Below are 26,229 nucleotides of genomic sequence, written 5' to 3' on the forward strand. Positions count from 1 at the left end.
GCACGATCCAATACCGCAGTGACCTCATCGACGGATGCCTCGCCGGAACCGGCTTATCCATCACCGAGGCGACTTCACAAGTTCAGGCTCAGTAACCCCCATCGCCAGACTGATGGGCATCGATGCTAAAGGACCAGGCGGTCGCGCGAGTGATGTTTACAGGAATAGGAAGATCAGGAGATCGCTGATCGATCTCCTTTGCGTGTAGCTACCGCGCTAGCAGTGCAGAGCGTCCTTGATCTAGCTTTCTGGCTCTCCACTATCACCGCTGTCTCAACCCACCACTCACCCCGCTCGCCACGATGCGCCCGCGGCCGGGAACGGCGCCCCCTCCATCCCGGTGCTGGCCGATCCCCCGCCGGAGGCATGGTTCTTACCTCGACCGCGTACCGCGCGGTACTCCACTTGCCGTTCTCGGCTTATCCACCTGCGCGCGGCACGGTCCGCGGCCGGGCTGGAGCGGGGCGGAGACAGGAGCGCAGGCTCGGCCGGGGGCCGGGCCGCGCGCGGTGAGCGGAGCGAGCCGCCTTGAACCAGTAGAGAAAGTTGTAACTCAGTCGGGTGCGTGGGGCTTCGTGCCCGGCTTGAAGTCGTGGAAACCCGCTGGGAGTTCAGGTGCCTCGTGGTCGTCCGCGAGGGGCAGGAAGAGCACCGGGTGCACCGTCCACGTGATGCGGGTGCTCGCGTAGGTCACCGACACCGTGCACGGCTCCGAGCGCAGGAGGGCTCGGCGGGTGTCGATGCGGCTCTCGTAGAGCCAGTCCCAAGTCTCCTTGGGCGCAGCGGGGTTCAGCTCCGCTGTGATGGCTCGTAGGGCCGTGGGGAGCCAGCCGTCCGCCTGGGTCGCGGAGTACGCGCCGAAGGATGTCCTCACTGTCGGTCGGGCCGACCCCGCGAGGTCCTCCGCCCAGCATTCGCACCAGAACCCGCCGGTTAGGCCGTCGTCGCTCAGCATGGATGCTCCCCCGGCCCCGGCCGCGGTGAAGTGAACAGCTCCGCCGTCACCGTGTGTGCGCCGTCGCTGTTCCGCACCACCACCCGGTGAGCAAGGGCGCTGACCATCCCCAGACCTCTGCCGTGGACCGCCTCCTCGTCGGGGTGCTCGACCTTCGGTGCGGTCCCGCCCGCGGCCCCGCCATCCGTGACTGACAGGGCGATGACCTGGGGCGACACCGCCAGAGCCAGGTGGAAGCTGCCCGTGGGCCGGCCGCTGGCCGTGTGCAGGATCGCGTTCGCGCTCAGCTCGCTCGCGATCAGTTCGGCGTCCTCCGCGAGAGGTGAGGAGCCCAGGATGTCGCGGGTCCAGCGGCGGGCCCGGCTGACCTCTTCGGGGAGACCTGGGCACGTGAGTCCCCAGACCCGGGCAACGCTGGTCGTGCTCGTATACTCGTGCATACAAGTTCCTTCGTGCTGCTAGGCCGCCATGTGCAGCGGGTTCGGCTATACGAGTTTCACGCCGTCGTGGGCGCGGATGGCCGGTGGGGTCGTCGCGTCGAGCGCGTCCAGGACGCGGATCGCGTACGCCTCGTCGGCGAGTTGGGTGACCTCTTCGCGGGTGGCCCAGCGCAGGGCGCGGGTCTCCTCGCCGGTGGTGGGCGTGCCGTCGGCGGCCTCGCAACGGAAGACCAGGGAGACGATCAGGCCCGTCATGTTCTTGTAGACGCCGGTCAGGGTCGCGGGAAGCGCGATCTTGACGCCGGTTTCTTCGAGAACCTCGCGCTGGAGGGCCTCGGGAATGGTTTCCTCACGTTCGAGGACGCCACCCGGCGGCTCCCACTGGCAGTTGTCGCGGCGCTGGATCAGCAGGGCCCGCCCCTGGTCGTCGACTATGACTCCGGCGACGCTCACGGAATGGGGGCGGTCAGTGCTCACGTTCCTCGGCCCTCTCGGCTGGCTAGGCTCTCCACCGTAGCAACGGCACTCGGCCACTCGTCTAGATATCTAAAGGAGTACGCGTGACTTCACTCCCTACCGGCCACCTCGGCGAGGTCGATCCCAGGAGCGATCGTGCGGTGTTCCGGCAGATCGCCGATCAGCTGCGCGAGGCCATCGAGCGTGGGCGGTTCAGGGAAGGCGAGAAGCTGCCCTCCGAAGCTGAGCTTGTCGACCACTACGGGGTCTCCCGGATGACGGTGCGGCACTCCTTCTCCCTCCTCCAGGGGGAGGGGCTCGTGCACGCCGAGCACGGCAAGGGCGTCTTCGTACGACCGCGGCCACCCGTGCGGCGCCTCGCCTCCGACCGCTTCGCCCGCCGCCACCGCGATCAGGGCAAGTCCGCGTTCATCGTCGAAGCCGACGCGGCCGGCGGTCACCCCCAGGTCGACAGCCTGGAGGTCAAGGAGGAGAAGGCCAGCCAGGACATCTCCACCCGGCTCGGTTCGGCACGAAAGGTGCTCGTACGGAGGCGCCGGTACCTGCTGGACGGGCGGCCCGTCGAGTACGCCACCTCCTATGTCCCCGCCGACATCGCCCGCGGCACCCCCATCGCCGAACCCAACCCCGGCCCCGGCGGCATCTACGCCCGCCTCGAAGAACTCGGCCACCACCTCAACCACTTCGAGGAAGAGATCCGCGCCCGCATGCCCTCACCCACCGAGGCCAAGACACTGCGACTCGCACCCGGAGTGCCCGTGATCTGTCTGATCCGGACCGCGTACGACACCGAAGGGCGAGCCGTGGAAGTCTGCGACACCGTCATGGCCGCAGACGCCTACGTCCTCTCCTACCAACTCCCGGCCACCTGAGCTGAGGAGGCCTCATGACCCAGTTGCCCGAGGAAAGTTGGCAGCTCATGCGCGGGGACCAGCTTGTCGGGACCCTGCGGATGGAAGCCATCGACATGTTCTGGACGGACTGCGTCTTCGAGCCCGGACCCGCATGGTCCGCAATGCGTCCCCTCTTCGATGCCTCGCACGACGCCTGGGCGCGGGGTGACAAGGACGCTGCCCTGGCGGCGGACCGGCGGATCCTTGAGGCCGGGCTCGTCCTGGTCCCGCTCGGGCAGGGAGAGGCCATCACGAGGTTCATGATCCGGATCAGGGAGGGGAAGGCGCGGTTTCGGTGGTGAGCGGCGGGTGGCCGAGGGTGTGCCCAACCGGTCCGGGAAGCAAAGAACCCCTAGGCGGCAAAGAACCCCCGGGTCCATGACCCGGGGGTTCGAAGAAGAGCGGGTGACGAGAATCGAACTCGCACTCTCAGCTTGGGAAGCTGATGTTCTACCACTAAACTACACCCGCGCGACGCTCCCGGTTGAACCGGTTTCGTAGCTTCGCACACTCTACCCCATCCCGGACCCCGGGCGCCGCCGCGTCGAGGCCTCGCTGCGCTGCGTGGGCTCTGCGTGACTGCGGGCGAAGGGAGTTGGGGCGTACGGTAGGGGCCGCCTCGGGGGCCCGGGGGTGCCCGGGGTGGTGGGCTGAGGGGTCGGCCGGAGGGCTCCGTGGGGGTTCTGTGAGGGCGCCGTGCGGGGGGCCGGATGAGCCGGAGTGCCGCCTGGAGTGACGTCCCTTTCATCCCGTAATGTGGCTTTCGCCGTCGGCCGGAAGGCCGGAAGTGGCCTCCGTTCATGACATGAGTGGACGGCTCTCGCATACGGCTCTTGCATACGGCTCTGGGGAAGGGACTCGAGGACTTGATGGAGCGCACCGTCGTCCGTTGTGCCGAAGGGCACGTGTTCAGCACCGCTTCGTTCCCGATGCAGCAGGCCGACCGGCTCGGCCCCGGTCGGCTGATCCGATGTCCTCGCTGTGCCCGGCTGCGGCACGCGGTTCCGGTGGAGCTGCAGAAGCGGTAGCGGGCGGGGGAGGGCGAGCACGCCCCGTACCCGAGGCGCGCGGGTCTGTCCGATTGGGGCGGTCCCGCGCGCTCTGCGTATCCTCGGTGCGTGCTTCTCTCAGACAAGGACATCCGGGCCGAGATCGACGCCGGGCGGGTCCGGATCGATCCCTACGACGAATCCATGGTGCAGCCGTCGAGCATCGACGTGCGCCTCGACCGCTTCTTCCGGGTGTTCGAGAACCACCGTTACCCGCATATTGATCCGTCCGTCGAGCAGGCGGATCTGACCCGGCTTGTGGAGCCCGAGGGCGACGAGCCGTTCATCCTCCACCCCGGGGAGTTCGTGCTGGCCTCCACGTACGAGGTCATCACCCTGCCCGACGACCTGGCCTCGCGCCTGGAGGGCAAGTCCAGCCTCGGGCGGCTCGGGCTCGTCACCCACTCCACCGCCGGGTTCATCGACCCGGGATTCAGCGGTCACGTGACCCTGGAGCTGTCCAACCTCGCGACGCTGCCCATCAAGCTGTGGCCGGGGATGAAGATCGGCCAGCTGTGCATGTTCCGGCTGAGCTCCGCCGCCGAGTCCCCCTACGGGTCCGAGCGCTACGGGTCGCGCTACCAGAACCAGCGCGGACCCACCGCCTCCCGTTCCTTCCTCAACTTCCATCGAACCCAGGTGTGAGCCCTTCCATGAGTGACGTTCGCGAGAACCTTTCGTACGAGAAGTTCGGCGGTGCCGTGCGCGAGCTGGCGCAGACCATCGCCGACGACGGGTACGAGCCCGACATCGTGCTGAGCATCGCGCGCGGCGGCGTCTTCGTCGCGGGCGGGCTCGCGTACGCCCTCGACTGCAAGAACATCCACCTGGTGAACGTGGAGTTCTACACGGGGGTGGGGACGACCCTGGAGATGCCGGTCATGCTGGCCCCCGTCCCCAACGCCATCGACTTCTCCGACAAGAAGGTGCTCATCACCGACGACGTCGCCGACACCGGGAAGACGCTGAAGCTCGTCCACGACTTCTGCCTCGACACCGTCGCCGAGGTGCGCTCCGCCGTCATCTATGAGAAGTCCCACTCGCTCGTGAAGTGCGAGTACGTGTGGAAGCGCACCGATGAGTGGATCAATTTCCCGTGGAGTGTCGAGCCGCCGGTCGTGAAGCGGCAGGGGCAGGTTCTCGACGCGTAGCGGGCGGTTCTCGTGCGTACGGGATGCGTACGCGAAGGGCCCCGGCGAGCTTGTGCTCGCCGGGGCCCTTCGCTGCGTACCGCCTCGTACGGAAGCGTCAGAACGTACCGAGCTTGATGATCGACAGGATCGCCAGGAGCTGGATCGCCGACGCGCCGAGGGCCCGCGGCCACGGCAGGTCGTGGGACTTGCTCACCATCAGCGTGAGCAGCGCGCCCGCGGCGAGCCAGGTGGCCCAGCCGAGGAGCTGGACGAAGCCGTTGCCGCCGCCGAGGAACAGGGCGACGATGACGCGCGGGGCGTCCGTGATCGCCATGATCAGCATGGAGAGGCCGACCGTCGGCTGCCAGGCGCCGTCGCCGCCGAACTGGCGGGCCAGGGAGTGCGTGACGATGCCGAGGATGAAGGCGCTGAGCGAGATCGCGACGCCGGTCGTGATGACGTACGGGATCGCCGTGGACAGCGTGGCGTTCAGCACGTCCTCGCGGGCCTCGTCGAAGCCGAAGACGGCGAGCAGGCCGTAGAGGAACGTGACGATGACGGCCGGGGCCCACATCGCGTAGTCCCGCATCTGGAGGAAGGTCGGGGCCGGGCGGAAGACGATGCCGCGCAGCAGCTCCTTCCAGGGGAGCTTCGGGCCGATGGGGCCCGCGGGGGCCTGTCCCGCGCGGTAGGTGTCGCCGTCGTTGTACGGGTCCTCGCCGAGGGAGAAGGCCTGGGTGTGCCCGGGGTTGTTGGCGGCGTACGGGTCGTGGCCGCCGCCGTGACCGCCCTGGCCGCCATGACCGCCGTGCCCGCCGAAGTACTCGGGCTCGCCCTGGCCGCCCGGGGGCTGCGGCCACTGCTGGGCTCCGCCGTGGTGCTGGCCGCCGCCCCCGTGGCCGCCGCGCTGCCCGCCGCCGTACTGGCCGGGGCCCGGGCCGCCGTAGGGCGGCTGTCCCCCGTACGGCTGCGGGGCCGGGCGGCCGCCGCCGGGCGCGGGCGGGTACCCGTACGACGGCTGGCCGCCCTGGGGGGCCTGCTGTCCGTACGGGTCCTGCCGCGGTCCTTGGTGCGGCCCCGGGTGACCGCCCTGACCGGGGTGCCCGCCTTGGGGCGGGCCCTGTCGGGGTCCTTGCTGTGCGCGGTTGTCCCGGCCGCCGCGTCCGATCCTGAATCCAGCCACGGAATCGAACGTACCTGGTCTGGCGGGGTGCGGTCGTCCGTCCTGTGGAGGAGAGCGGGTTTGCGGCTGAGCTGTGACAACCCCTAGGGGGACCCTGAGGGGACAACCCCAGGTCAGGGGCTCGGGTCAGCGCCCGAGGACGCTTCCGTACGCCAGTGCGGTGGAAGTGGCCGGGAGGGAGAGGGAGTTGGGAGTGAGGGCGGTGGTGCCGGGCGGGAGCGCGCCCGGGGCGGCCCAGACGCCGCCGGCCGAGGCGTTCTCGCCGGGGGCGGAGACGGCCAGGTCGGGTGTGCCGTCCTTGTCGTGGTCGCCGGTGGCGAGCGCCGCGCCGAACCGGTCGCCGGTCTCCGCGGTGCCGGGGATCTGGTACGTGTCCTGCTGGAACGCGTAGCCGTTGGCCGTGCCGTCCCCGATCTCGTCGTCCGCGTCGAGGATGCCCTTCTTGCCGCCGTACAGGACGGTGGCGCTGCCCGCGTTCTTCTTGGACCCGATGGCCTCGCCGGGCGCGCCCACGATCAGGTCGTCGCGGCCGTCGCCGTTGACGTCCGCGGCGGTGACGGCCTCACCGAAGCCGTCGCCGGTCTCGGCGATGCCGGGGACGCCCGGGGTGTCCTGGTTGAGGGTCTGCTTGCGCGTGCCGAAGCTGTCGGGGCGGTCGCCGCCGTAGCGGATGTGGACGCCGCCGCCCTTCGTCAGCTCCTCGGGGCCGCACGGGTCGTCGATGTTCTCGTCGGCTATCTCGCGGCAGTTGCCGAGGGCGAGGTCGTCGTGGCCGTCGCCGTTGAAGTCGCCGGTGGCGAAGGCGGAGGTGGCGCCGTTGCTGTTGGCCCAGTCGAGGAGGAGGCGGCCCTCCCGGCTGTCGTAGTGGTAGAGCATGACGTGGGACTGGGTGTACGGCTGCTGCTTCGTGTAGTACGCGACGGCGAGGTCGGTGCGGCCGTCGGCGTTGTAGTCGCCCGTGGACAGGACGGGGGCGCGGCCGCCCATGCGGTCGCCCATGCCGGGCTGGGTGCGGTCGGCGCGGGGGTTGTAGTTGACGACGACCTTGTCGGTGCCGCCGATCGCCAGGTCCATGTCCGTGTCGCCGGTGAAGTCCCCGGCGACGATGGCGTTGCCGTACTGGTCCTCGGGCTTCTCGCCGCGCGCGGCCGTGTGGGACCCGGCGAAGCCGCCCGTGTCGCCGTACACGACGGTGACGCTGCCGGTGTCGGCACGCCCGTCGATGTCCTCGCCGGGCGCGCCGATCGCGAGGTCCGCGTACCCGTCGTTGTCCACGTCGGTGACGGCGACGGCCGCGCCGAAGCGGTCCCCGGCCTCCGGGGTGCCGGGGACGTGCGCGGTGGCCTGCGTGACGCGTACGTTGCCGCCGCCCCGCAGCCCCTTCGGCCCGCCCCACACGACGTTCACGTACCCGGCCTTGGCCTTGCCGCCCACCGTGGCGGCGGGGACGCCCACGGCGAGGTCGGCGTAGCCGTCGCCGTTGAAGTCGCTCTCGGTGGCGGGCGGCGCCGGCTCGTCCGCGGCGGCGCCCGCGGCGAACGGCAGGGCGAGGCCGGTCGCCGCGAGCGCCGTGGCGGCGGCCAGGGCGAGGGTGCGTGTGCGCACAGGTGCTCCAACTCGTTGGTGGTGGCTTGGGTTCACCTGTGTGACACGCGGAGTTGGGGAACGGTTGTGTGAGGGACGGCGAGGGATAGTTGTGTGAGGGACGGCGAGGGTTGCTGGAGGATGCCGGAGGTGAGGCCGTCGCGCCCCAGGGATCTCGCACCGGCGGTCGTGACGCCGGACGGCGAGCCGAGGAGACGGATGTCGTCCTGGTCCCCGCTCGCGTAGCGGTCGGCGTAGCCGTCGCGGTCGGTGTCCCGCTGAAGTCCGCGGCGACCCGGACGTCTTCGCCCCACGCGTCGCCGTTCCCGTCGGTGCCTGGAACCCCGGGGCCGCCCTGCGCACGGGGGCTCCTCGGGGAGGGGCCGGGCCCGTGGCGGGCCCGGCCGGGGAAGGGGTGTCAGTCGGCGAAGTTGGAACCGAGGCGCGGGGTGCCCGTGCCGGGGAGGCCGGCCGTGCCGAGGTAGACGCCGGAGGTGCCCCTGAGGGAGCCGTCCGCCTTGGTGAGCAGCGGGTACATCGCGCCGTTGCCGCCGTTCTCGCCGTGGGCGCCGAGGACGACATCGGCGCGGCCGTCGCCGTTCAGGTCGTCCAGGTGGACGTCCGTGCCGAGGAAGTCGCCCTTCTCGTCGGAGTCGGGGACGCCGGGCGTGTTCTGGGTGAGGAGCTTCGCGCCGCGGCCGGTCAGGCCGGAGCCGTTCGCCGCGCCGTAGACGATCGTCGCCGCGCCCGAGTCCGAGACGCCGTCGACGCTCTCGCCCGGGGCGCCGATCACCAGGTCCAGGTTGCCGTCGCCGTTGATGTCGCCGAGGTCGAACTCGTACCCGAAGCTGTCGCCCTTCTCGCTGCTGCCGGGCACGCCGGCGGTGTTCTGCGTGAACTTCTGGCGGTCGCCGTCCGCTGGTCCGCTCTTGGTGCCGTGGACGATGTTCACCGCGCCGCCGCGGGCCGAGCCCGGGATGCCGCTGTCCCAGAAGGTGCCGATGACGACGTCGTCGTAACCGTCCTTGTCGGTGTCGCCGAGGTCGGTGATGGTGCCCGCCGGGAGCTTCTGGGCACGGGACGCGCGCGGTCCCGAACTGGAGCCGGGGAACCAGAAGTTCGCGTTGTAGCCCTGCGCGGAGTCGCGTTCGAAGCCGTTGACGATCAGGTCCTCCTTGCCGTCGCCGTCGGCGTCCCCGGAGTGCAGCTGGCGAACGCCGTTCTGGCCCTCGTCGTGGATGGGCGCCTTGACGGTGGAGTGTCCGCCGGTGCGGCCCGAGCGCGTGAAGCCGCCGCGGAAGACGTCGATGACCGCCGTCGTGCCGGTGCCGAGGGCGATGTCGTCCTTTCCGTCGCCGTTGAAGTCACCGGCCTGGAGGATCTCGCTGAAGCCGTCGTGCTGGGCGGGGCGCGGGTCCTTGAGCGTCGTGCCGCCCTTGAGGCCGCTCGCCGAGCCCCACAGGATGGTGGCGGTGCCGCCGTCCTTGTCGCTGCCGACGTCCTCGCCGCCCGCGCTGGCCAGCAGGTCGTCGTAGCCGTCTCCGTCGAAGTCGCCGTACGCGAGGTCGTTGCCGAAGACGTCGCCCTTCTCGGCGGTCCCGGGCACGCCGGGGCTGTTCTGCGTGTAGGCCTTGGTGCGGCCGACACCGGCCGCCTTCCCGTACGTGACGACGACGGCGCCCGCGTTCTTCTTGCCGCCCACGTGGGCGAAGGGCGTGGACGCGGCGATGTCCGCGCGGCCGTCGTTGTCGAAGTCCGCGTCGGTGGACGGGAGTTCGGCGCGCGGGGCGTCGGCCGCCGGGGCGGTCGCGTACGCCGTGGCCGCCGTGGCCGCCGTGGCCGCCGTGGCCGTGAGGAGTCCGCCGGTCAGCGCCAGAACGGCGGCGGTGGCGGTGGCGCGGGAGGTGGTGCGCTTGAGCTGGGCCATGCGGTGGTCTCTCCTGCGGTGCTGGCGAATGTGTTTGCCAGGGGTTGGGCGCGCGTTCGTGGGCACGTTGTCCTCAACCTCGGCCTAGGAGAGACCAGTTGTGGGATGTGTGGGTTGTATGGGGCCGATGAGGAGTTGCTGTGTCGTTATGGAGGGGGAGCGGTGGGGCAGTGATGAAGGGGTGGTGAGAGTGAGGCGCCCGCGCTCGCCGGGGAGGCGCGGGCGCCCACGGGGCCTCGGCGGTGTCCGCTGAGGTCGGCCCTCGCGGGGGCGCCCCAGTCCCACCCCTTCTCCGAACCCGGGGCTCCGCCCCGTATCGGTGCTCCGCGCCTCGTCGTCAAGCGCCGGACGGGCTGGAAGGGGCGGGTGGGTGGGGGACAGCCCCTCCGGCGTTTGAGGAGCGGGGGCTGGGGCGGAGCCCCAGGGGGGCGGGCGGGTGGGGAGTCAGTGGCCGAGGACCGCCCCGTACGAACGCGCCCCCGCGAGACCGAGCTTGGTCGGCGTCACCGACACCTGCGGCGCCGGACGGTCCTTCGGGGTGCCGTACCAGACGCCGCCGGACGAGGCGTTCTCGCCGGGGGCGGCGACGGCCGAGTCGGGGTAGGCGTCGCCGTTGTAGTCGTCCACGGCGAGCGCAGCGCCGAAGCGGTCGCCCGCCTCGGCGGCGCCGGGGACGCCCGGGGAGGTCTGGTTGAGGCCGTCGCCGTAGAGCTCCTTGCCGGTGCCGGTGGACTCCAGGATCCAGTACGCGCCGGCCGCCTTGTCGATGCCGACCGACTCGGCACTCGCGCCCGCGATCAGTTCGTCGCCGTCCTCGCGGTCCAGATCGCCCACGGCGAGCGCCGCGCCGAAGTTGTCCTCGGCCTCGGCGTTGCCGTCGACCCGGGGAGTGGACTGGGTCGTGCAGGACACGGCGCCGCCCAGCGTGGTGCCGGACTTGCCGTACACGGTGGCGATCGCGCCGCCCAGGCGGTCCGCGCAGTAGCCCTCGTCGCCCTCCTCGGCCTCGGGGTTGGGCCGGACTTCGCCGAGGGCGAGGTCGGCGGTGCCGTCGCCGTCGAAGTCGCCGGTGGCGAGGGAGGTCGCGGTGTCGCCCGCGCGCCACGTCTGCTTCCACTCGCCGGAAGCGCCGGAAGCGCCGGAAGCGCCGGAAGCGCCGGAAGCGCCGGAAGCGCCGGAAGCGCCGGAAGCGCCGGAAGCCCCGGAAGCGCCGGAAGCCCCGGAAGCCCCCGCCCCCGTGCCGTACACCGCCGTACCCGCGATCTCCATCCCCCCGTACGTCACCGCGAGGTCGTCGCGGCCGTCCGCGTCGAAGTCCCCGGACGTCACCGCGCGGGGACCGCTGAAGTGCCAGCTGTCGACGCGCTGCAGGGTCGCGGGGGACCCGGCCCTGAACGGTCCCGGGCGTGTCTCCATCGCGGCGCTCTCGTCGTTCTTCGTGCTGAGCGCGATGTCCCGGTCGCCGTCGCCGTCGTAGTCGCCGGTGGTGACGAGGCCGCCGATCTGGTTGCCCGCGTACCTGCCGTTGGCGGCCGTGAAGCCGCCCTTGATGCCGGACTTGGCGCCCCAGAGGATGGTGAGGGTGCCCGCGGAGGCCCCCGAGTCGTTGTCCTCGCCGGGCGTGCCGACGACGATGTCCGTGATGCCGTCGCCGTTCATGTCGGCGGGCGACACCGCGTACCCGAAGCCGTCGCCCTTCTCCACGGTGCCGGGAACTCCGGCGCTGCCCTGGCTGACGGTCGTCGAACCGTGGCCGCCCAGGCCCTTCTTGCCGCCCCAGACCACGTTCACGTAGCCCGCCTTGGCCTTGCCGCCGACGGTCGCGCCGGGGACGCCGACGGCGAGGTCCGCGTAGCCGTCGCCGTTGAAGTCCGACTTCGGCTTCGGGGCGGGCTCGGCCGCGACGGCGGGGGTCGCGGACAGGCCCGCGACGCCGATCACGGTCGCCGCGCACAGTGCGGCGGCGGAGAGAGTCTTCTTGCGCAAGGTGTCTCCAAGTGGCCGAGAAAGTACGTGAGTTGGGGCGGGATGTCAGCGGAGCGTCTCGCCGAAGCCCCGACCCGCGCCGCCCGCGCGGAAGTCCGAGCCGTTGAACGAGGTCGCGTACGACGACGTGAGACCCGTCGTCGTACCGCGAAGCACCCACACCGCGCCCGCGTCCGCCGCGCTGCCGATGTCCTCGCCGCGCGCGCCGATCGACAGGTCGGCCCTGCCGTTCTTGTTGATGTCCTTCAGGCGTACGGAAGACCCGAACCGGTCGTTCCTCTCGGCGACTCCGGGGACGCCCGCCGTCTCCTGGTGCCAGGTCTTGCCGCCGCCCAGTCCGCTCGTCCCGCCCTTGAGGAGAGTCACGCTCCCGGTGCCGGGTACGGTTCCGACCTGCTCGCCGGGCGCGCCCACCGCGATGTCCGCGCTGCCGTCGCCGGTCACGTCGCCGGCGGCCACCGCCGAGCCGAAGCCGTCGCCCGCCTCGTCCGTGCCGGGTACGCCCGCGGTGTCCTGCGTGTACGTCACGGGCGCGCCCAGCTTGCTGTCGGCGCCGTAGCGGACGCTGACCGAACCGCCCTTGCCCGCGCGCGGGTTGCCGGTGATCAGGTCGTCGTAGCCGTCGCCGTTGACGTCGGCCCCGGCGAGCGGGCCGCGCGTCGCCGTCGGGTCGTCGCCCTCGGCCAGGACGCCGGACCAGTAGCCGAGGTCGCCGGCGCCGCCCTTCATGTACGCGGTGTAGGCGCCGCCGTCCTCGCGCTCACCCGCGAGGATGTACGTGTAGCCGTCCTTGTTCGTGAAGTGGCCCGCGGTCATGTCGTCCAGGCGGACGTTCTTGGGCAGGAAGTCGGTTTCGAGCGGGATCGCGCGGCCGTCCTGCGGGTTGCCGTCGGCGTAGAACCACCAGTGGTTGCCGCTGATCACCGCGAGGTTGGACACCTCGTCGCCGTCGATGTCGACGAACGTCGCGGCCTCGCCGAAGCGGTGGTCGTCGGCGCTCGGCGCGGTGAGGGTCTTGCCGCCCGTCTTGAAGCCGTTCTTGCCGCCCCAGACGATGGTGACGGTGCCGTCGGGCTTGCCGGACACCTTCTCGCCGGGGGCGCCGACGATCAGGTCGGCGTAGCCGTCGCTGTTCACGTCGCCGCTGGTGACGCTCTCGCCGAACTCGTCGCCGGACTCGGTGGTTCCGGGCACTCCGGCCGTGTTCTGCGTGACGGTCGTGCCGCGGCCCGCCTTCACGCCGGACGCCGAGCCGTACGTCACGGTCACCGAGTTGCCCTTGGGGGCGCCCACCGCGAGATCGCGGTAGCCGTCGCCGTTGAAGTCGTCCTTCAGGGCGGCGGGGGCCGCGGAGGCCGTCCCGGCCAGGGGCAGGGTCAGTCCTCCGGCAGCGAGGGCTGCGGTGGTGACCGCGACGGCCAGGCTTCTTACGCGCACGTGGGGCTCCCGGGCTTGTGGGTTCACGGGGGGTCACCAGGGGGTGGACCTTGGGTGAACGGTGGTGTGGGGTTCCGAGGGGTGTGACTGGCGGGGTGGGGGAAAGGTTGTGCGAGCCGGGGGGCTTCGGGGGCTTCGGGGGAGCGGGGGTGCCTCGTGCCGGGCGCGGGCGCGGGGGCGGGTGCACCTGGGCCCCTGACGTCCCCGCGTGCGCGGAGTCCGCAGAGGGCTCACGCGGGTCGGCCCCGCCCCATACGCTGGCGGTGGCGAGCCGTCCAGAGAAGGGCAAGGCCGTGATGTCCTCAGGTGACACCCCGGACCCGTACGCCGACCCGCTGCGGTTCGGTCAGCGCGTACAGATCCTGCGCGAGCGCCGCGGCATGACCCGTGCCCAACTCGCGGACTTCATCGGGGTCTCGGTGCACACCCTCCGAAAGATCGAGAACGGCCAGCAGCGGGCCCCGGCGCTCGACATGGTGCTGCGCATCGCCGAGGCGCTGCGCGTACGCGACCTGGCGGAGCTGACCGGTCGACCGGACGCGCACGTGGATCTGTTCGCCGGGCCCGGCCATCCCCGCCTCGCCGCCGTCCAAGCGGCCGTCGACGACTTCGCCCTGGCCACGACCGTGGAACCGCCCTCCGTCGCCCACCTGGAAGCCCGCCTGCACGCGGCCTGGAAGGCACGGCACCGGTCGCCCGATCACCGTGAGGTCATCGGCACGTTGCTGCCCGACCTGATCCGCGACGCGCGGGCGATCGCACGGCACGCCGAGACGGCCGTCGAGCGGCGGGTGGCCCAGGCCCGCCTCGCCGAGACGTACTCGCTGTCGCAGTTCTTCCTCGCCTATCAGCCCGACGCCGCCCTGCTGTGGCGCGTCGCGGAGCGCGGCATGGTCGCCGCGCAGGACTCCGGCGACCCGCACGCCATCGGCGTGGCCGCCTGGCTCCTGGCGCAGGCCCATCGCGACACCGGGCCCCGGCACTTCGACGCCGCCGACGCCATCGACCTCGAAGCCGTCCGCTTCCTCGAACCCCTCCTCCCCGACGCCCCCGACGACGTCCTCGCCCTCGCGGGCGCCCTGGAATTCGAGCTCGGGTACACCGCGGCCCGCCGCCGCGACACCGGCACGGCCTGGCGGCACTGGGACAGGGCCAAGGACATGGCGGCCCGGCTGCCCGCGGACTACTTCCACCCCGTCACCAGCTTCAGCCGCGCGATCATGGGCGCGCACGCCGTCACCGTGGCGGTCGAGCTGCGCCAGGGCGGCGAGTCGGTACGGCAGGCGGCCCGCGCGGACAAGTCCGTCATCAAGTCCCGCCCACGCCGGGCCAGGCACCGGATCGAGGAGGCCCGCGGCTTCCACCTCGACGGCCAGCCGGACGTGGCGATCGCCACCCTCCAGAAGGCATACGAGGCCGCCCCCGAGACGATCCGCTACAACGGCCATGCCCGCCGCATCATCCTTGAGGAGGCCGAGTCGAAGCACTCCGGCCGAAGGCGCCGGGCCGCCGACCTGGCCGTGGGCATCGGCCTTCTGGGTGTCTGACACAGGGTGACCGGATTTCGGTCATCAGTCGGGTTCGGGTGGACTTAACGTCACTTGCGTGAGGCGAACCACCCTGACCTTAAGGGCCCCGATGACCATGCTCGAAGGCAACAAGCGACTGATCAGCACCTGGCTCGCGGAGGCCGACGCCCGTCCGGACACCGTCCACGAGGCGTGGGCGGAACGGGGCGTGGCCCTGCTCCCGCTGGGCCGTCGCTTCGACGCGGTCCGCGTACCCGCCGCGCGCATCCACGCCGCCGTCCACAGCAGCGAGGCCCAGACCGTGGCCGCGTTCCTGGGGGACTGGCTCGCGGGTCCGGTCATCCGTGACATCCGCAGCGGCCACGGCCCGTACTACGTCCTCATCGCCCCGGACTCCGCCTGGGGCGGCACGGAGGAGCGGCTGAGCACCGACACGTTCCTCGGCGTCCCGCGCCTGGGTCAACCGGTGTCGATGCTGACGCGTTGGGTGGTGCCCCCGACGGTCCCCGGCGGCCTGTGCGACACCGCGCACCTGAGCGCACTGCTCATGACCGCCGAGACCCTGAAGGTGGTCGAGCCGTGAGCACCACCCCGGCCGAACTCGACGCCCGCGCGACGGAGGTCTACGCCGCCTACATGAGCCATCTGTACGGGTGCCGCCCGTGTGAGGGCGGCGACCACTGCACGACAGGCGTGCGTATGCGGAAGGCGTGGAAAGCGGCCCAGGGCGCCTCCCTGCGGGCCCACCGGAGGCCCGCGTCTACCTGAAGCCCGCCGTGGAGAACGTGACCCCCGGCTTCCGGGACACCGGCCCGTCCGCCCCCGCCCTGCCGGGATACACCTCCACCCGGTCCCGGCCCTGCCCCCAGGCCGTCCGCACGACGAGGTCGGCCCGCCGGTCCCCGTCGAAGTCGGCCACCTTCAGGACCTGGACCGTGGCCTTGGCGCCCTCGGAGGGCACCACCGTCGCCGTGGCGTTGGCGGCGAGGCCGGACGCGCGGCCCCGGTACACCCACACCTCGCCGGGCCCGCCCCCGCCCACGACCAGCTCGCTGCGGCCGTCGCCGTCGAGGTCGCCCGCGTACACGGTCGCGTTCCTTACGTCGATCTTGGCGCGGGCGGTGCCCGGCACGTCGTACCGCAGGGCGATGCCGCCCGGCGCCGCGAGCGCCGCGTCCATGTCCTCGGCGCGGCCGAAGGCGCCGAACGCCACGTCGGTCGCGGCGGGGAAGAGGACGCCGGTGCGGGTGGGGCCCTTGGGGCCGCCGAGGACCAGGCTGCCCTTGGAGGCACGTGCCTCCTCGCGGACGACGAGGTCGTCGTAGCCGTCGTCGTTGACGTCGACGGCGGGCGCGCCGGTGGCCAGGTCGTTGCCGGGGGCGGTGATCGGCTTGCCCGCAGTGTCGGGGGCACCCTTGCGGGTGAACGGGCCGCGCAGATACGTGAGATGGGCGCCGCTCGCGTGCAGGACGAGGTCGTTCGCGCCGTCGCCGTCGAAGTCGCCGCACACCGGCTGGTCGGCCCAGTCGTTGCCGAGGCGGGCCCGCGCGGGCACCTGGAGCTTGACGGCCTTGCCGGTGAGGCCGGCGGGGGAGCCGAAGAGGATTTGGAGGGGGACGGGCGGACGGCCCTGGCCGTCGTAGGGCGGGTCCGTCGACACGACGAGGTCCGTGAAGCCGTCCTCGTCCAGGTCGCAGGACGCCTCGGACTCGAACGCGGCGGGCGACTCACCCTTCGTACGGGCCCCGTCGGCGCGTGCGCTCAGCAACTGCCGCGCGCCGGGGACGAGGCCGCTTTGGCGGCTTCCGTAGACGATGCCGATGCCGGGGTCGTCGCCGTGCCCGCGATGGGCGAGCGCGTCCAGTACGAGGTCCCTGGCGCCGTCGCCGTTGAAGTCGTCCGGCACCTTGCTGCCCTTGCCGCGCGGGACGGGCTGCTGGGGCGCGCTCTTGTTCGCAAGGTCGGCGGCCGCCGGACGGGAGGGGGACTCGTCGCTGTCGCCGCCACCGCCACTGCAACCCGCGAGGACCAGGGCGCCGCCCACGACGGCGGCCAGCAGACGTATCCCGGAACTCCTCATGCCCCACCCACCCCAGCGTCACCCGATGACTTCATGTGCACGACAGCACCACAGGTTTACACGAACGACGAAGGGCCGGTCCCGCCCCCAGGCGAAACCGGCCCCACCGTCCACGTACCGCCGCGGCGGCTACTTCACCGGCTCGGGCTCCGGCGCGTCCGCCGACTCCTCCTCGCCCGCCGGGTCCACCGGCGTCTTCACGGAGTCGAGGAGCAGTTGCGCCACGTCCACGACCTGGAGCGACTCCTTGGCCTTGCCGTCGTTCTTCTTGCCGTTGACGGAGTCGGTCAGCATGACGAGGCAGAACGGGCAGGCCGTCGACACGATGTCGGGGTTGAGGGACAGCGCCTCGTCCACCCGCTCCGTGTTGATGCGCTTGCCGATCCGCTCCTCCATCCACATCCGCGCGCCACCGGCGCCGCAGCAGAAGCCGCGTTCCTTGTGGCGGTGCATCTCCTGCTGGCGCAGGCCGGGCACCTTGTCCATGATCTCGCGCGGCGGCGTGTAGACCTTGTTGTGGCGGCCCAGGTAGCAGGGGTCGTGGTAGGTGATGAGGCCCTCGACCGGCGTGACCGGGACCAGCTTGCCCTCGTCGATGAGGTGCTGGAGCAGCTGCGTGTGGTGGATGACCTCGAACTCGCCGCCGAGCTGCGGATACTCGTTGGCGATCGTGTTGAAGCAGTGCGGGCAGGTGGCGACGATCTTCTTCGCCGACTTCGGCTTCTTGGTGCTCTCGTCCTCGTCATCCTCGCCGTACGCCATGTTCAGCATCGCGACGTTCTCGGCGCCGAGCTGCTGGAACAGCGGCTCGTTGCCGAGGCGGCGGGCCGAGTCACCGGTGCACTTCTCGTCGCCGCCCATGATCGCGAACTTGACGCCCGCCATGTGAAGCAGCTCCGCGAAGGCCTTGGTGGTCTTCTTGGCCCGGTCCTCGAGGGCGCCCGCGCAGCCGACCCAGTACAGGTAGTCGACCTCGGTGAGGTCCTCGATGTCCTTGCCGACGATCGGGACCTCGAAGTCGACCTCCTTGGTCCACTCCACGCGCTGCTTCTTGGCCAGACCCCAGGGGTTGCCCTTCTTCTCCAGGTTCTTGAGCATCGTCCCGGCCTCGGACGGGAACGCGCTCTCGATCATGACCTGGTAGCGGCGCATGTCGACGATGTGGTCGATGTGCTCGATGTCGACCGGGCACTGCTCGACGCAGGCGCCGCAGGTGGTGCAGGACCACAGGACGTCGGGGTCGATGACGCCGTTCTCCTCGAGGGTGCCGATGAGGGGGCGCTCGGCCTCCGCGAGGGCGGCCGCGGGCACGTCCTTCAGCTGCTCCTCGGACGCCTTCTCCTCGCCCTCCATCGTCTTGCCGCCGCCCGCGAGCAGGTACGGGGCCTTGGCGTGCGCGTGGTCGCGCAGCGACATGATGAGGAGCTTGGGGGAGAGCGGCTTGCCGGTGTTCCAGGCGGGGCACTGCGACTGGCAGCGGCCGCACTCGGTGCAGGTGGAGAAGTCGAGCAGGCCCTTCCAGGAGAACTGCTCGACCTGGCTGACGCCGAAGACGGTGTCCTCGTCCGGGTCCTCCCAGTCGATCTCCTTGCCGCCGCTGGTCATGGGCAGCAGCTCGCCGAGGGCGGTGGAGCCGTCGGCCTCGCGCTTGAACCAGATGTTGGGGAAGGCCAGGAAGCGGTGCCAGGCGACGCCCATGTCGGTCTTCAGGGCGACCGTGATCATCCAGATGAAGGAGGTCGCGATCTTCAGGCCCGCGAAGAAGTACGTGAGGTTCTGGAGCGTCGAGACGTCCATGCCCCCGAACCACGAGACGAACGGGTACGAGATGAAGAACGAGGCCTCGTAACCGTCCACGTGGTGCTGGGCGCCCTCCAGGGCGTGCAGCGTGAAGATGCAGACGCCGACGATGAGGATGACGGTCTCGACGAAGTACGCCTGGCCGGTGTTGGAGCCCGCGAAGCGGGACTTGCGGCCCGGCCGGTCGGGGCGGCTCAGCTGCCGGACGACGATCAGGGTCACGATGCCGAGGACCGTCATGGTGCCGAGGAACTCGACGAACATGTTGTACGGCGCCCAGTCACCGATGATCGGCAGCATCCAGTCGGCCTTGAAGAGCTGGCCGATGGCGTTGACGATCGTCAGGAGCAGCGAGAAGAAGCCCACCGCGACGAACCAGTGCGCCACACCGACGATGCCCCACCGGTTCATGCGCGTGTGGCCGAGGAACTCCTTGGCCACGGTGAGGGTGCGCTCGGCGGGCGCGTCGGTCCTTGTGCCCGCGGGCACGGGCTGACCGAGCCGCATGAACTGGTAGATCTGCAGGATGGCACGGCCGAACAGGGCGACGCCGACCGCGATTAGGACCAGCGACACGATGATCGCGGCGAGTTGCATTTCGGGGCTCCTCGGGCCTGCGAGGGTGGGCAATCCAACGTATTACTAAGCGGTAACTTATGCAGTCCGTCTGAGACTACCCACTTACATCGCCGCACTGTAGCCAGCGAAGCGGTGATCTGCGTCGCTCAGGCTGCCCTATCCGGGGCGTCGCGCAACCCTGTCCCCCGGGTGCGGCGTCTCCTCGCACAGCACCCTTGGGTTGCGCGTAAGGAGGGGATAAGAGTTGAGTCGAGGTGACTCAGGTCTGTTGACTCCTGGGAACCCCTGATGCATCCTTGAGTCAGTTCCACTCAAGAAGTTATCTGGAGGCATTGAAATGGCACGTGCGGTCGGCATCGACCTGGGCACGACTAACTCCGTCGTCAGCGTTCTGGAGGGCGGCGAGCCCACCGTCATCACCAACGCCGAGGGTGCCAGGACCACGCCGTCCGTCGTCGCCTTCGCGAAGAACGGTGAAGTGCTGGTCGGCGAGGTTGCGAAGCGCCAGGCGGTCACCAACGTCGACAGGACCATCCGCTCCGTCAAGCGCCACATGGGCACTGACTGGAAGGTGGGCATCGACGACAAGAACTTCAACCCGCAGCAGATCAGCGCCTTCATCCTGCAGAAGCTGAAGCGCGACGCCGAGTCGTACCTGGGCGAGAAGGTCACGGACGCCGTGATCACCGTCCCCGCGTACTTCAACGACTCCGAGCGCCAGGCCACCAAGGAGGCCGGCGAGATCGCGGGCCTGAACGTCCTGCGCATCGTGAACGAGCCGACCGCGGCCGCCCTGGCCTACGGCCTGGACAAGGACGACCAGACGATCCTCGTCTTCGACCTCGGTGGCGGCACCTTCGACGTGTCCCTCCTGGAGATCGGCGACGGCGTCGTCGAGGTGAAGGCCACCAACGGCGACAACCACCTCGGTGGCGACGACTGGGACCAGCGCGTCGTCGACTACCTGGTCAAGCAGTTCAACAACGGCCACGGCGTGGACCTCTCCAAGGACAAGATGGCGCTCCAGCGCCTGCGCGAGGCCGCCGAGAAGGCGAAGATCGAGCTGTCCTCCTCCACGGAGACCACGATCAACCTGCCGTACATCACGGCCTCCGCCGAGGGCCCCCTGCACCTGGACGAGAAGCTCACGCGCGCCCAGTTCCAGCAGCTCACGTCCGACCTCCTGGAGCGCTGCAAGACGCCGTTCCACAACGTCATCAAGGACGCGGGCATCGCCCTCTCCGAGATCGACCACGTCGTCCTCGTCGGCGGCTCCACCCGCATGCCCGCCGTCGCCGAGCTCGTCAAGGAGCTGACCGGCGGCAAGGACGCCAACAAGGGCGTGAACCCGGACGAGGTCGTCGCCATCGGCGCCGCGCTCCAGGCCGGTGTCCTCAAGGGCGAGGTCAAGGACGTCCTGCTCCTCGACGTCACCCCGCTGTCCCTCGGCATCGAGACCAAGGGCGGCATCATGACCAAGCTGATCGAGCGCAACACCACGATCCCGACGAAGCGCTCCGAGATCTTCACGACGGCGGAGGACAACCAGCCGTCGGTGCAGATCCAGGTCTACCAGGGCGAGCGCGAGATCGCGGCGTACAACAAGAAGCTCGGCATGTTCGAGCTGACCGGTCTGCCCCCGGCGCCCCGCGGCGTCCCGCAGATCGAGGTCGCCTTCGACATCGACGCCAACGGCATCATGCACGTGACCGCGAAGGACCTCGGCACGGGCAAGGAGCAGAAGATGACCGTCACCGGTGGCTCCTCGCTGCCGAAGGACGAGGTCAACCGGATGCGCGAAGAGGCCGAGAAGTACGCCGAGGAGGACCAGTCGCGCCGCGAGGCCGCCGAGTCCCGCAACCAGGGCGAGCAGCTCGTCTACCAGACCGAGAAGTTCCTCAAGGACAACGAGGACAAGGTCCCCGGCGACGTCAAGACCGAGGTCGAGGAAGCCGTCGCCGAGCTCAAGGAGAAGCTCAAGGGCGAGGACACCGCCGACATCCGCACGGCCGCCGAGAAGGTCGCCGCCGTCTCCCAGAAGCTGGGCCAGGCCATGTACGCCGACGCCCAGGCGGCGCAGGCCGCGGGCGGCGCCGAGGGTGCCGCTCCGGGTGCCGAGGCTCCGAACATGTCCAAGGAAGACGACGTCGTGGACGCCGAGATCGTCGACGACGAGAAGCCCGGTGACGCGAAGGGCGGCGCTGCCTGATGACGGAGGAGACCCCGGGCTTCGGCGAGAACGCCGAGCAGCCCGACGTCCCCTCCGCGGGCGCCACCTCGGACGACAAGGCGCCGCAGGCCGCCGGGCCCTCCACCGAGGAGGGCCCGGCGGCCCCGGCCGGGGACGCAAGCCAGATCGTGGGCCTGACCGCCCAGCTGGACCAGGTCCGCACCGCGCTCACCGAGCGCACCGCGGATCTCCAGCGGCTGCAGGCCGAGTATCAGAACTACCGCCGCCGGGTGGAGCGGGACAAGGTGACGGTCAAGGAGATCGCCGCGGCGAACCTCCTGACGGAGCTGCTCCCGACGCTCGACGACGTCGGCCGGGCGAGGGAACACGGCGAGCTGGTCGGCGGCTTCAAGTCCGTCGCCGAGGCGCTGGAGACCGTCGTCGCCAAGATGGGTCTGCAGCAGTTCGGCAAGGAGGGCGAGCCCTTCGACCCGACGATCCACGAAGCGCTGATGCACAGCTACGCACCGGACGTCACGGAGACGACGTGCGTCGCGATTCTCCAGCCGGGGTATCGCATCGGCGAGCGGGTCGTGCGCCCCGCGCGCGTGGCGGTGGCCGAGCCGCAGCCCGGCGCGCAGACGGTGAAGACGGTGGAGTCCGAAGCGGCCGAGGGCGACGACAGCGCGCCCGCGGACGCGGAGAGCAAGGCCGACGGCGCCGCGGACACCGCGGACGCCAAGGGCAAGGAGAGCGGTGGCCCGGACGAGGGCTGACGCCGACACGGACGGCGGCTTCGGCGCCGAGGGCGACCTCGGCGCCGGAGCCCGCCGGATGACAGGGAAGGAGGGACGTCGGGGATGAGCACCAAGGACTTCATCGAGAAGGACTACTACAAGGTCCTCGGCGTCCCCAAGGACGCCACCGAAGCCGAGATCAAGAAGGCGTACCGGAAGCTCGCCCGCGAGAACCACCCGGACGCCAACAAGGGCAACGCCAAGGCCGAGGAGCGCTTCAAGGAGATCTCCGAGGCGAACGACGTCCTCGGCGACCCCAAGAAGCGCAAGGAGTACGACGAGGCCCGCGCGCTCTTCGGCAACGGCGGAGGATTCAGGCCAGGGCCCGCGGGCGCCGGCGGCGGATCGTTCAACTTCGACCTGGGCGACCTCTTCGGAGGCGGCGCCCCGGGCGGAGGCGGACAGACGGGCGCCGGCGGATTCGGGGGCGGCCTCGGTGACGTCTTCGGGGGCTTGTTCAACCGCGGCGGCGCGACCGCCGGTACGAGGACGCAGCCGCGCCGCGGCCAGGACATCGAGTCCGAGGTCACGCTCAGCTTCACGGAGGCGGTGGACGGCGCGACGGTTCCGCTGCGCATGTCGTCGCAGGCCCCGTGCAAGGCCTGTTCGGGCACGGGCGACAAGAACGGCACCCCGCGCGTCTGCCCGACGTGCGTGGGCACGGGACAGGTCTCGCGCGGCGGCGGTGGCGGCTTCTCGCTGACCGACCCCTGCGTGGACTGCAAGGGCCGCGGCCTGATCGCGCAGGACCCCTGCGAGGTCTGCCACGGCAGCGGCCGCGCCAAGTCCTCGCGGACCATGCAGGTCCGCGTCCCGCCGGGCGTCAGCGACGGCCAGCGCATCCGTCTGCGCGGCAAGGGCGCGCCGGGCGAGCGCGGCGGCCCCGCCGGTGATCTGTACGTGGTCGTCCATGTCGACGCCCACCCGGTCTTCGGCCGCAAGGGCGACAACCTGACGGTGACCGTGCCGGTGACGTACGCGGAAGCGGCGCTCGGCGGCGAGGTGAAGGTGCCCACGCTCGGCGGCCCGCCCGTCACCCTGAAGCTGCCCCCCGGCACGCCCAACGGCCGCACCATGCGCGCCCGCGGCAAGGGCGCGGTCCGCAAGGACGGCACCCGAGGGGACCTCCTGGTGACCGTGGAGGTCGCCGTGCCGACCACGCTGACGTCCGCGGCCCAGGAAGCGCTGGAGGCGTACCGGAAGGCGACTGCGGACACCGATCCGCGGGCAGAACTGTTCAAGGCCGCGAAGGGAGCGTGACCTCATGGAGCGGGACGGCCGCCGACGCAACCCGTATCAACTGACGGACGAGACCCCGGTGTACGTCATCTCGGTGGCGGCTCAGCTCTCCGGCCTGCATCCGCAGACCCTGCGGCAGTACGACCGCCTGGGCCTGGTCTCGCCCGACCGCACCGCCGGACGGGGCCGCAGGTACTCCGCCCGCGACATCGAACTGCTGCGCACCGTCCAGCAGTTGTCGCAGGAGGAAGGCATCAACCTGGCGGGCATCAAGCGCATCATCGAGCTGGAGAACCAGGTCACGGCGCTCCAGTCCCGGGTGGCAGAGCTGTCGGCGGCCGTCGAGGGCGCCGCGGCGGCGATGCAGCAGCGCGAGGCCGCGGTGCACGCCTCGTACCGCCGCGACCTCGTGCCGTACCAGGACGTCCAGCAGACCAGCGCGCTCGTGGTGTGGCGGCCGAAGAGGTCGCCGGAGGCGTGACACGCGCTCCGGCGCACGCACCGCGCTCTGTCCGGGCCGGGGGCTCCCATGGGGAACTCCCGGCCCGGTCGCTTGCCTCCTTATAGTGGGCGGGGCGAGGCACTCATCACCGCGGGCCGGGCGCGGAGCGCCCCTGACCAGCCCGTCTCGCCCGACCGCGCAATCGAATCGAGCGCTGTGCTCGGCACAGGGGGAGCTGGAAGACCATGGCCATGGTGGGGCTGTTCTGGATCGCCGAAGGCGATGTGTACGTGGGATCGAAACCGGCCGGGCTCGCCCCCGGGGTGCGGCTCACCTCCGAGGGCATCACCGGTATCGGCCATGGACAGTCCGGCCTGTGGCTGTGGGACGACGTCCGCGCGCTCACCGTCGAGGACGTGCCCGTGCGGTCCCTCAAGCGGCAGGTGGGCGCCGTCGTCGACATGGCGCTCACGATGGGCCTCGGCGGCGGTGACGACGCGCCGACGATGACGGTGTGCGTCGGGACGGCCGACGAGGAGATCGAGCTGACGGCGTACGTCGCCGCGGCCGCGGGCTACTCCCAGAAGGAGTACGACCTCTCGCGCGCCCTGCTCGCCCGCCTCACCGAGGGCGCCGCGACCCTCATGACCACGCTCGCCGCGATGGCCGCGTGGGGCCGCGCGCACGAGGGCGGTTCGCCGCGCAGGGACGAGCGGGAGCGACTGCTGCAGGAGTGGGCCGACGGCAGCGCGGCACACGCCTGAGCAGCCCACCCCGGGCCGCCCGTGGGACGGGGCGCTCACTCCCCCGAAGGCGCGAGCGCCCCGGTCGGCCACGGGGCGTAGCCGAACCGGGGCAACCCCTTAGGGAAGCGCGACTCTGCGGGGGGAGACCACGACAGAGCCACTCGGCCGCGGGGAGCGGTCGGTTCCAGTACCTGAGACGGCTCTGGCCGCTCCCTGCCGCCGTCACCACGATGCAACGGCTCGCCCACGCTCCGCTACCGTCAACTTGTTGCGGTGCAAGGGGCGGAGGTAGGGGCAAGTGGCGGCAAATCCGGACGTTCGTGATTCACACGGGGTGCCCGGGGCGCAGGATTCCTGAGCGATTGATGAGGAATCCGAGTTGCGTGCGGTTGCGGCTGCCCAAGGTGCTGGTGAGCTTCGCGATATGGACGCGTACGGTCCGTACGTTCATGCCGAGCCGGTCGGCGATCTCGGCGTCCGTCAGGCCCTCGACGAGGAGTTCGGCGATGGCCCGCTGGCGGGCGGTGACCCCGTCCTTGGCGGGCTGCGGCGCCGCGGGGTGCGGGAACATCGGCGTGGCGAGGTGCCACAGCCGCTCGAAGAGCGCGACCAGATAGCCGACGACGGCGGGCGCGCGGATCTCCAGGGCCTCGGTGGAGTCCCGGTCGGCCGGTACGAACGCGACCGCGCGGTCGAACACGACCAGTTGCTCGGTGACTTCGCTCAGCGTCCGCACCTCCACATCGCCGTCGAGGCGCTCGAAGTGCGCGATCACGGGGAAGGCGTGCCGGGTCGTGTGCTGGTAGAGCGTGCGCATCCGGCAGCCGCGGGACAGCAGCGCCTGCTCGCGCGGCGGCGCGGCGCCCAGATCCGCGATGGGCCTGAAACCGCCCGGCTGGATCGTCAGGACCTCCTCCGCACACCGGGACACGGCCGCGTCGATGGCGTGGGCGATGTGGGGGAGGGTGGTGTGGAGGGTGATGGCGGGGCTGGTGGGGCTGGTGGGGCTGATGGCGCTGGTAGAGGTGGCGGGGTTGTTGGGGTGAGTGGGGCTCTCCGGCTGGGTGGGGTCGCCGGTGGGCTTCTCGGGCTGCGTGGAGGTGTCGGCGGGTCTCGCGGGCGGGCCGATGGGTCTCCCGGGCTGGGCGGGGACGCGGGTGAGCAGTGGTTCCAGGGCCGCCATCAGCTCCGCCTCGCGCTGCCGCTCCAGCCCGACCTGCTCCTCGATGCCCCGCAACAGCCCGAGCAGCGCGCTCGTGGGCTCGCTCGGAAGGAGCCACTGCATGTCGTCGATGTCCGGGTGCAGCAGCCCGAAGTCGACCAGGCACGGGGCCGGTTCGGCCTCGCGGGTGTGGAGGCGGCCCGTGCACAGGGCCCGGCGGTAGAGGGCGGCGCCGGGCGGACACAGGGTGTCGGGGCCGTGGGCGGTGTGGGGGCCGGAGGGGTCGGGGGGCGCGGTCGTCGGTGGTGCGGGTGCCGGTGCGGGGTCCGGTGGTGCGGGTTCTGGTGCCGTTGCAGGTGCGGGCGTTGGCGCTGTCGCCGGTCCTGTCGCCGGTCCTGTCGCCGGTCTCCGTGCCGGGTCCTCTGCGCTTTTGGGTCTCTGCTCGCCGGACAACGTCGTACTCCCTCCCCGGTCAGGCTGCCCGCGCTCGGCGGTGCGGTGCGTGCCGGGGCAGCACCTCCATGAGGCCATGGGCGCGCGGGATCACGGAGACGGCGTGCCGGGGAGGGCGTATGCGCGGGTGCGAACGAGGGTGCGAACGAGCGCGCCCGGTGTGCCCGC

Annotated in this window: 23 protein-coding genes and 1 tRNA gene; 12 read left to right on the forward strand and 12 right to left on the reverse strand. The window is 71.1% G+C overall.

Features of this window, described 5'->3' with window-relative positions; translation table 11 throughout:
- Positions 1 to 553 precede the first annotated feature (553 nt).
- From ACZ6BG_RS37780 to ACZ6BG_RS37790, 3 genes are read right to left on the reverse strand one after another with little or no spacing between them, the layout of a single operon-like run.
- The gene (locus ACZ6BG_RS37780; RefSeq protein ID WP_469010568.1) at positions 554 to 955 is read right to left on the reverse strand and encodes a hypothetical protein; all 402 of its coding nucleotides are present in this window, start codon (positions 953 to 955) and stop codon (positions 554 to 556) included.
- Positions 949 to 1,395, reverse strand: a complete 447-nt coding sequence (locus ACZ6BG_RS37785; RefSeq protein WP_469010569.1) for an ATP-binding protein — start codon at positions 1,393 to 1,395, stop codon at positions 949 to 951. Before ACZ6BG_RS37785 ends, ACZ6BG_RS37780 begins: the two co-directional genes overlap by 7 nt.
- 45 nt (positions 1,396 to 1,440) lie before the next feature.
- Entirely contained in the window at positions 1,441 to 1,848 is a 408-nt protein-coding gene (locus ACZ6BG_RS37790) for an NUDIX hydrolase (RefSeq protein ID WP_468481647.1), read from the reverse strand.
- 107 nt (positions 1,849 to 1,955) lie between these two features.
- On the opposite strand from ACZ6BG_RS37790, the gene ACZ6BG_RS37795 reads away from it, so the two are divergent.
- Both ACZ6BG_RS37795 and ACZ6BG_RS37800 read left to right on the forward strand, forming a co-directional pair.
- Entirely contained in the window at positions 1,956 to 2,744 is a 789-nt protein-coding gene (locus ACZ6BG_RS37795) for a GntR family transcriptional regulator (protein ID WP_469010571.1), read from the forward strand.
- 14 nt (positions 2,745 to 2,758) lie between these two features.
- A complete protein-coding gene (locus ACZ6BG_RS37800; RefSeq protein ID WP_469010575.1) occupies positions 2,759 to 3,067 on the forward strand; it encodes a hypothetical protein in 309 nt (102 codons plus the stop codon).
- Between the two features lie 98 nt (positions 3,068 to 3,165).
- Here ACZ6BG_RS37800 and ACZ6BG_RS37805 read toward each other — a convergent pair.
- Positions 3,166 to 3,236: transfer RNA gene (locus ACZ6BG_RS37805), tRNA-Gly, on the reverse strand.
- A 647-nt stretch (positions 3,237 to 3,883) separates the two neighbouring features.
- Here ACZ6BG_RS37805 and dcd point away from each other — a divergent pair.
- Together dcd and ACZ6BG_RS37815 are read left to right on the forward strand one after the other, a co-directional pair.
- Positions 3,884 to 4,459: a dCTP deaminase gene (gene dcd / locus ACZ6BG_RS37810; RefSeq protein ID WP_030362097.1), complete on the forward strand. Its 576-nt coding sequence runs from the start codon at positions 3,884 to 3,886 to the stop codon at positions 4,457 to 4,459.
- An 8-nt stretch (positions 4,460 to 4,467) separates the two neighbouring features.
- Positions 4,468 to 4,965 carry a phosphoribosyltransferase gene (locus ACZ6BG_RS37815; RefSeq protein WP_468481628.1) on the forward strand — a complete coding sequence of 166 codons (498 nt, stop codon included), beginning with the start codon at positions 4,468 to 4,470 and terminating at the stop codon, positions 4,963 to 4,965.
- A gap of 97 nt (positions 4,966 to 5,062) precedes the next feature.
- On the opposite strand, the gene ACZ6BG_RS37820 is transcribed toward ACZ6BG_RS37815, so the two are convergent.
- From ACZ6BG_RS37820 to ACZ6BG_RS37840, 5 genes are all read right to left on the reverse strand, one after another.
- A complete protein-coding gene (locus tag ACZ6BG_RS37820) occupies positions 5,063 to 6,130 on the reverse strand; it encodes a Yip1 family protein (protein ID WP_469010580.1) in 1,068 nt (355 codons plus the stop codon).
- A gap of 126 nt (positions 6,131 to 6,256) precedes the next feature.
- Positions 6,257 to 7,735, reverse strand: coding sequence for an FG-GAP-like repeat-containing protein (locus tag ACZ6BG_RS37825; RefSeq protein WP_469010584.1), 1,479 nt, complete (start codon positions 7,733 to 7,735; stop codon positions 6,257 to 6,259).
- Between the two features lie 397 nt (positions 7,736 to 8,132).
- Positions 8,133 to 9,641, reverse strand: coding sequence for an FG-GAP and VCBS repeat-containing protein (locus ACZ6BG_RS37830; protein WP_469010587.1), 1,509 nt, complete (start codon positions 9,639 to 9,641; stop codon positions 8,133 to 8,135).
- 444 nt (positions 9,642 to 10,085) lie between these two features.
- Entirely contained in the window at positions 10,086 to 11,627 is a 1,542-nt protein-coding gene (locus ACZ6BG_RS37835; RefSeq protein ID WP_469010591.1) for an FG-GAP and VCBS repeat-containing protein, read from the reverse strand.
- Positions 11,628 to 11,672: 45 nt separating this feature from the next.
- Positions 11,673 to 13,064 (reverse strand): FG-GAP-like repeat-containing protein, encoded by a 1,392-nt coding sequence (locus tag ACZ6BG_RS37840; RefSeq protein WP_469010594.1) that lies wholly within the window; start codon positions 13,062 to 13,064, stop codon positions 11,673 to 11,675.
- 296 nt (positions 13,065 to 13,360) lie between these two features.
- Here ACZ6BG_RS37840 and ACZ6BG_RS37845 point away from each other — a divergent pair, with 296 nt between their 5' ends.
- From ACZ6BG_RS37845 to ACZ6BG_RS37855, 3 genes are all read left to right on the forward strand, one after another.
- Positions 13,361 to 14,611, forward strand: a complete 1,251-nt coding sequence (locus tag ACZ6BG_RS37845; RefSeq protein WP_469010843.1) for a helix-turn-helix domain-containing protein — start codon at positions 13,361 to 13,363, stop codon at positions 14,609 to 14,611.
- A gap of 91 nt (positions 14,612 to 14,702) precedes the next feature.
- Positions 14,703 to 15,176, forward strand: coding sequence for a hypothetical protein (locus tag ACZ6BG_RS37850; protein WP_469010598.1), 474 nt, complete (start codon positions 14,703 to 14,705; stop codon positions 15,174 to 15,176).
- Complete coding sequence (locus ACZ6BG_RS37855) at positions 15,173 to 15,361, forward strand: hypothetical protein (protein ID WP_469010600.1); 189 nt, start codon at positions 15,173 to 15,175, stop codon at positions 15,359 to 15,361. Before ACZ6BG_RS37850 ends, ACZ6BG_RS37855 begins: the two co-directional genes overlap by 4 nt.
- Here ACZ6BG_RS37855 and ACZ6BG_RS37860 read toward each other — a convergent pair.
- A complete protein-coding gene (locus ACZ6BG_RS37860) occupies positions 15,354 to 16,673 on the reverse strand; it encodes an FG-GAP repeat domain-containing protein (RefSeq protein WP_469010603.1) in 1,320 nt (439 codons plus the stop codon). The genes ACZ6BG_RS37855 and ACZ6BG_RS37860 overlap by 8 nt on opposite strands.
- Positions 16,674 to 16,802: 129 nt before the next feature.
- Positions 16,803 to 19,070, reverse strand: coding sequence for a (Fe-S)-binding protein (locus ACZ6BG_RS37865; protein WP_469010606.1), 2,268 nt, complete (start codon positions 19,068 to 19,070; stop codon positions 16,803 to 16,805).
- Between the two features lie 319 nt (positions 19,071 to 19,389).
- Here ACZ6BG_RS37865 and dnaK point away from each other — a divergent pair, with 319 nt between their 5' ends.
- The 5 genes from dnaK (at position 19,390) to ACZ6BG_RS37890 (ending at position 24,464) form a co-directional block, all read left to right on the forward strand.
- Positions 19,390 to 21,261, forward strand: coding sequence for a molecular chaperone DnaK (gene dnaK / locus ACZ6BG_RS37870; protein WP_469010608.1), 1,872 nt, complete (start codon positions 19,390 to 19,392; stop codon positions 21,259 to 21,261).
- A complete protein-coding gene (gene grpE / locus ACZ6BG_RS37875) occupies positions 21,261 to 21,998 on the forward strand; it encodes a nucleotide exchange factor GrpE (RefSeq protein ID WP_469010610.1) in 738 nt (245 codons plus the stop codon). Before dnaK ends, grpE begins: the two co-directional genes overlap by 1 nt.
- Before the next feature lie 84 nt (positions 21,999 to 22,082).
- The gene (gene dnaJ / locus ACZ6BG_RS37880; RefSeq protein WP_469010613.1) at positions 22,083 to 23,279 is read left to right on the forward strand and encodes a molecular chaperone DnaJ; all 1,197 of its coding nucleotides are present in this window, start codon (positions 22,083 to 22,085) and stop codon (positions 23,277 to 23,279) included.
- 4 nt (positions 23,280 to 23,283) lie between these two features.
- Entirely contained in the window at positions 23,284 to 23,739 is a 456-nt protein-coding gene (locus ACZ6BG_RS37885) for a heat shock protein transcriptional repressor HspR (protein WP_030362079.1), read from the forward strand.
- Positions 23,740 to 23,945: 206 nt separating this feature from the next.
- Positions 23,946 to 24,464: a hypothetical protein gene (locus ACZ6BG_RS37890; RefSeq protein WP_469010617.1), complete on the forward strand. Its 519-nt coding sequence runs from the start codon at positions 23,946 to 23,948 to the stop codon at positions 24,462 to 24,464.
- A 307-nt stretch (positions 24,465 to 24,771) separates the two neighbouring features.
- On the opposite strand, the gene ACZ6BG_RS37895 is transcribed toward ACZ6BG_RS37890, so the two are convergent.
- Positions 24,772 to 25,731: a helix-turn-helix transcriptional regulator gene (locus ACZ6BG_RS37895; RefSeq protein ID WP_469010619.1), complete on the reverse strand. Its 960-nt coding sequence runs from the start codon at positions 25,729 to 25,731 to the stop codon at positions 24,772 to 24,774.
- Positions 25,732 to 26,229 lie beyond the last annotated feature (498 nt).

Source organism: Streptomyces sp. NPDC041205, from assembly GCF_055591765.1.

Excerpts from the sequence above, each read along its gene's own strand:
- ACZ6BG_RS37890 (WP_469010617.1), top strand. The coding sequence starts at position 23,946 with ATGGCCATGGTGGGGCTGTTCTGGATCGCCGAAGGCGATGTGTACGTG.
- ACZ6BG_RS37885 (WP_030362079.1), top strand. The coding sequence starts at position 23,284 with ATGGAGCGGGACGGCCGCCGACGCAACCCGTATCAACTGACGGACGAG.
- dnaJ (WP_469010613.1), top strand. The coding sequence starts at position 22,083 with ATGAGCACCAAGGACTTCATCGAGAAGGACTACTACAAGGTCCTCGGC.
- ACZ6BG_RS37780 (WP_469010568.1), bottom strand. The coding sequence starts at position 955 with ATGCTGAGCGACGACGGCCTAACCGGCGGGTTCTGGTGCGAATGCTGG.
- grpE (WP_469010610.1), top strand. The coding sequence starts at position 21,261 with ATGACGGAGGAGACCCCGGGCTTCGGCGAGAACGCCGAGCAGCCCGAC.
- ACZ6BG_RS37860 (WP_469010603.1), bottom strand. The coding sequence starts at position 16,673 with ATGAGGAGTTCCGGGATACGTCTGCTGGCCGCCGTCGTGGGCGGCGCC.
- ACZ6BG_RS37865 (WP_469010606.1), bottom strand. The coding sequence starts at position 19,070 with ATGCAACTCGCCGCGATCATCGTGTCGCTGGTCCTAATCGCGGTCGGC.
- ACZ6BG_RS37815 (WP_468481628.1), top strand. The coding sequence starts at position 4,468 with ATGAGTGACGTTCGCGAGAACCTTTCGTACGAGAAGTTCGGCGGTGCC.
- ACZ6BG_RS37845 (WP_469010843.1), top strand. The coding sequence starts at position 13,361 with ATGTCCTCAGGTGACACCCCGGACCCGTACGCCGACCCGCTGCGGTTC.
- ACZ6BG_RS37800 (WP_469010575.1), top strand. The coding sequence starts at position 2,759 with ATGACCCAGTTGCCCGAGGAAAGTTGGCAGCTCATGCGCGGGGACCAG.
- dnaK (WP_469010608.1), top strand. The coding sequence starts at position 19,390 with ATGGCACGTGCGGTCGGCATCGACCTGGGCACGACTAACTCCGTCGTC.
- ACZ6BG_RS37850 (WP_469010598.1), top strand. The coding sequence starts at position 14,703 with ATGACCATGCTCGAAGGCAACAAGCGACTGATCAGCACCTGGCTCGCG.
- ACZ6BG_RS37785 (WP_469010569.1), bottom strand. The coding sequence starts at position 1,395 with ATGCACGAGTATACGAGCACGACCAGCGTTGCCCGGGTCTGGGGACTC.
- ACZ6BG_RS37895 (WP_469010619.1), bottom strand. The coding sequence starts at position 25,731 with ATGCAGTGGCTCCTTCCGAGCGAGCCCACGAGCGCGCTGCTCGGGCTG.
- ACZ6BG_RS37830 (WP_469010587.1), bottom strand. The coding sequence starts at position 9,641 with ATGGCCCAGCTCAAGCGCACCACCTCCCGCGCCACCGCCACCGCCGCC.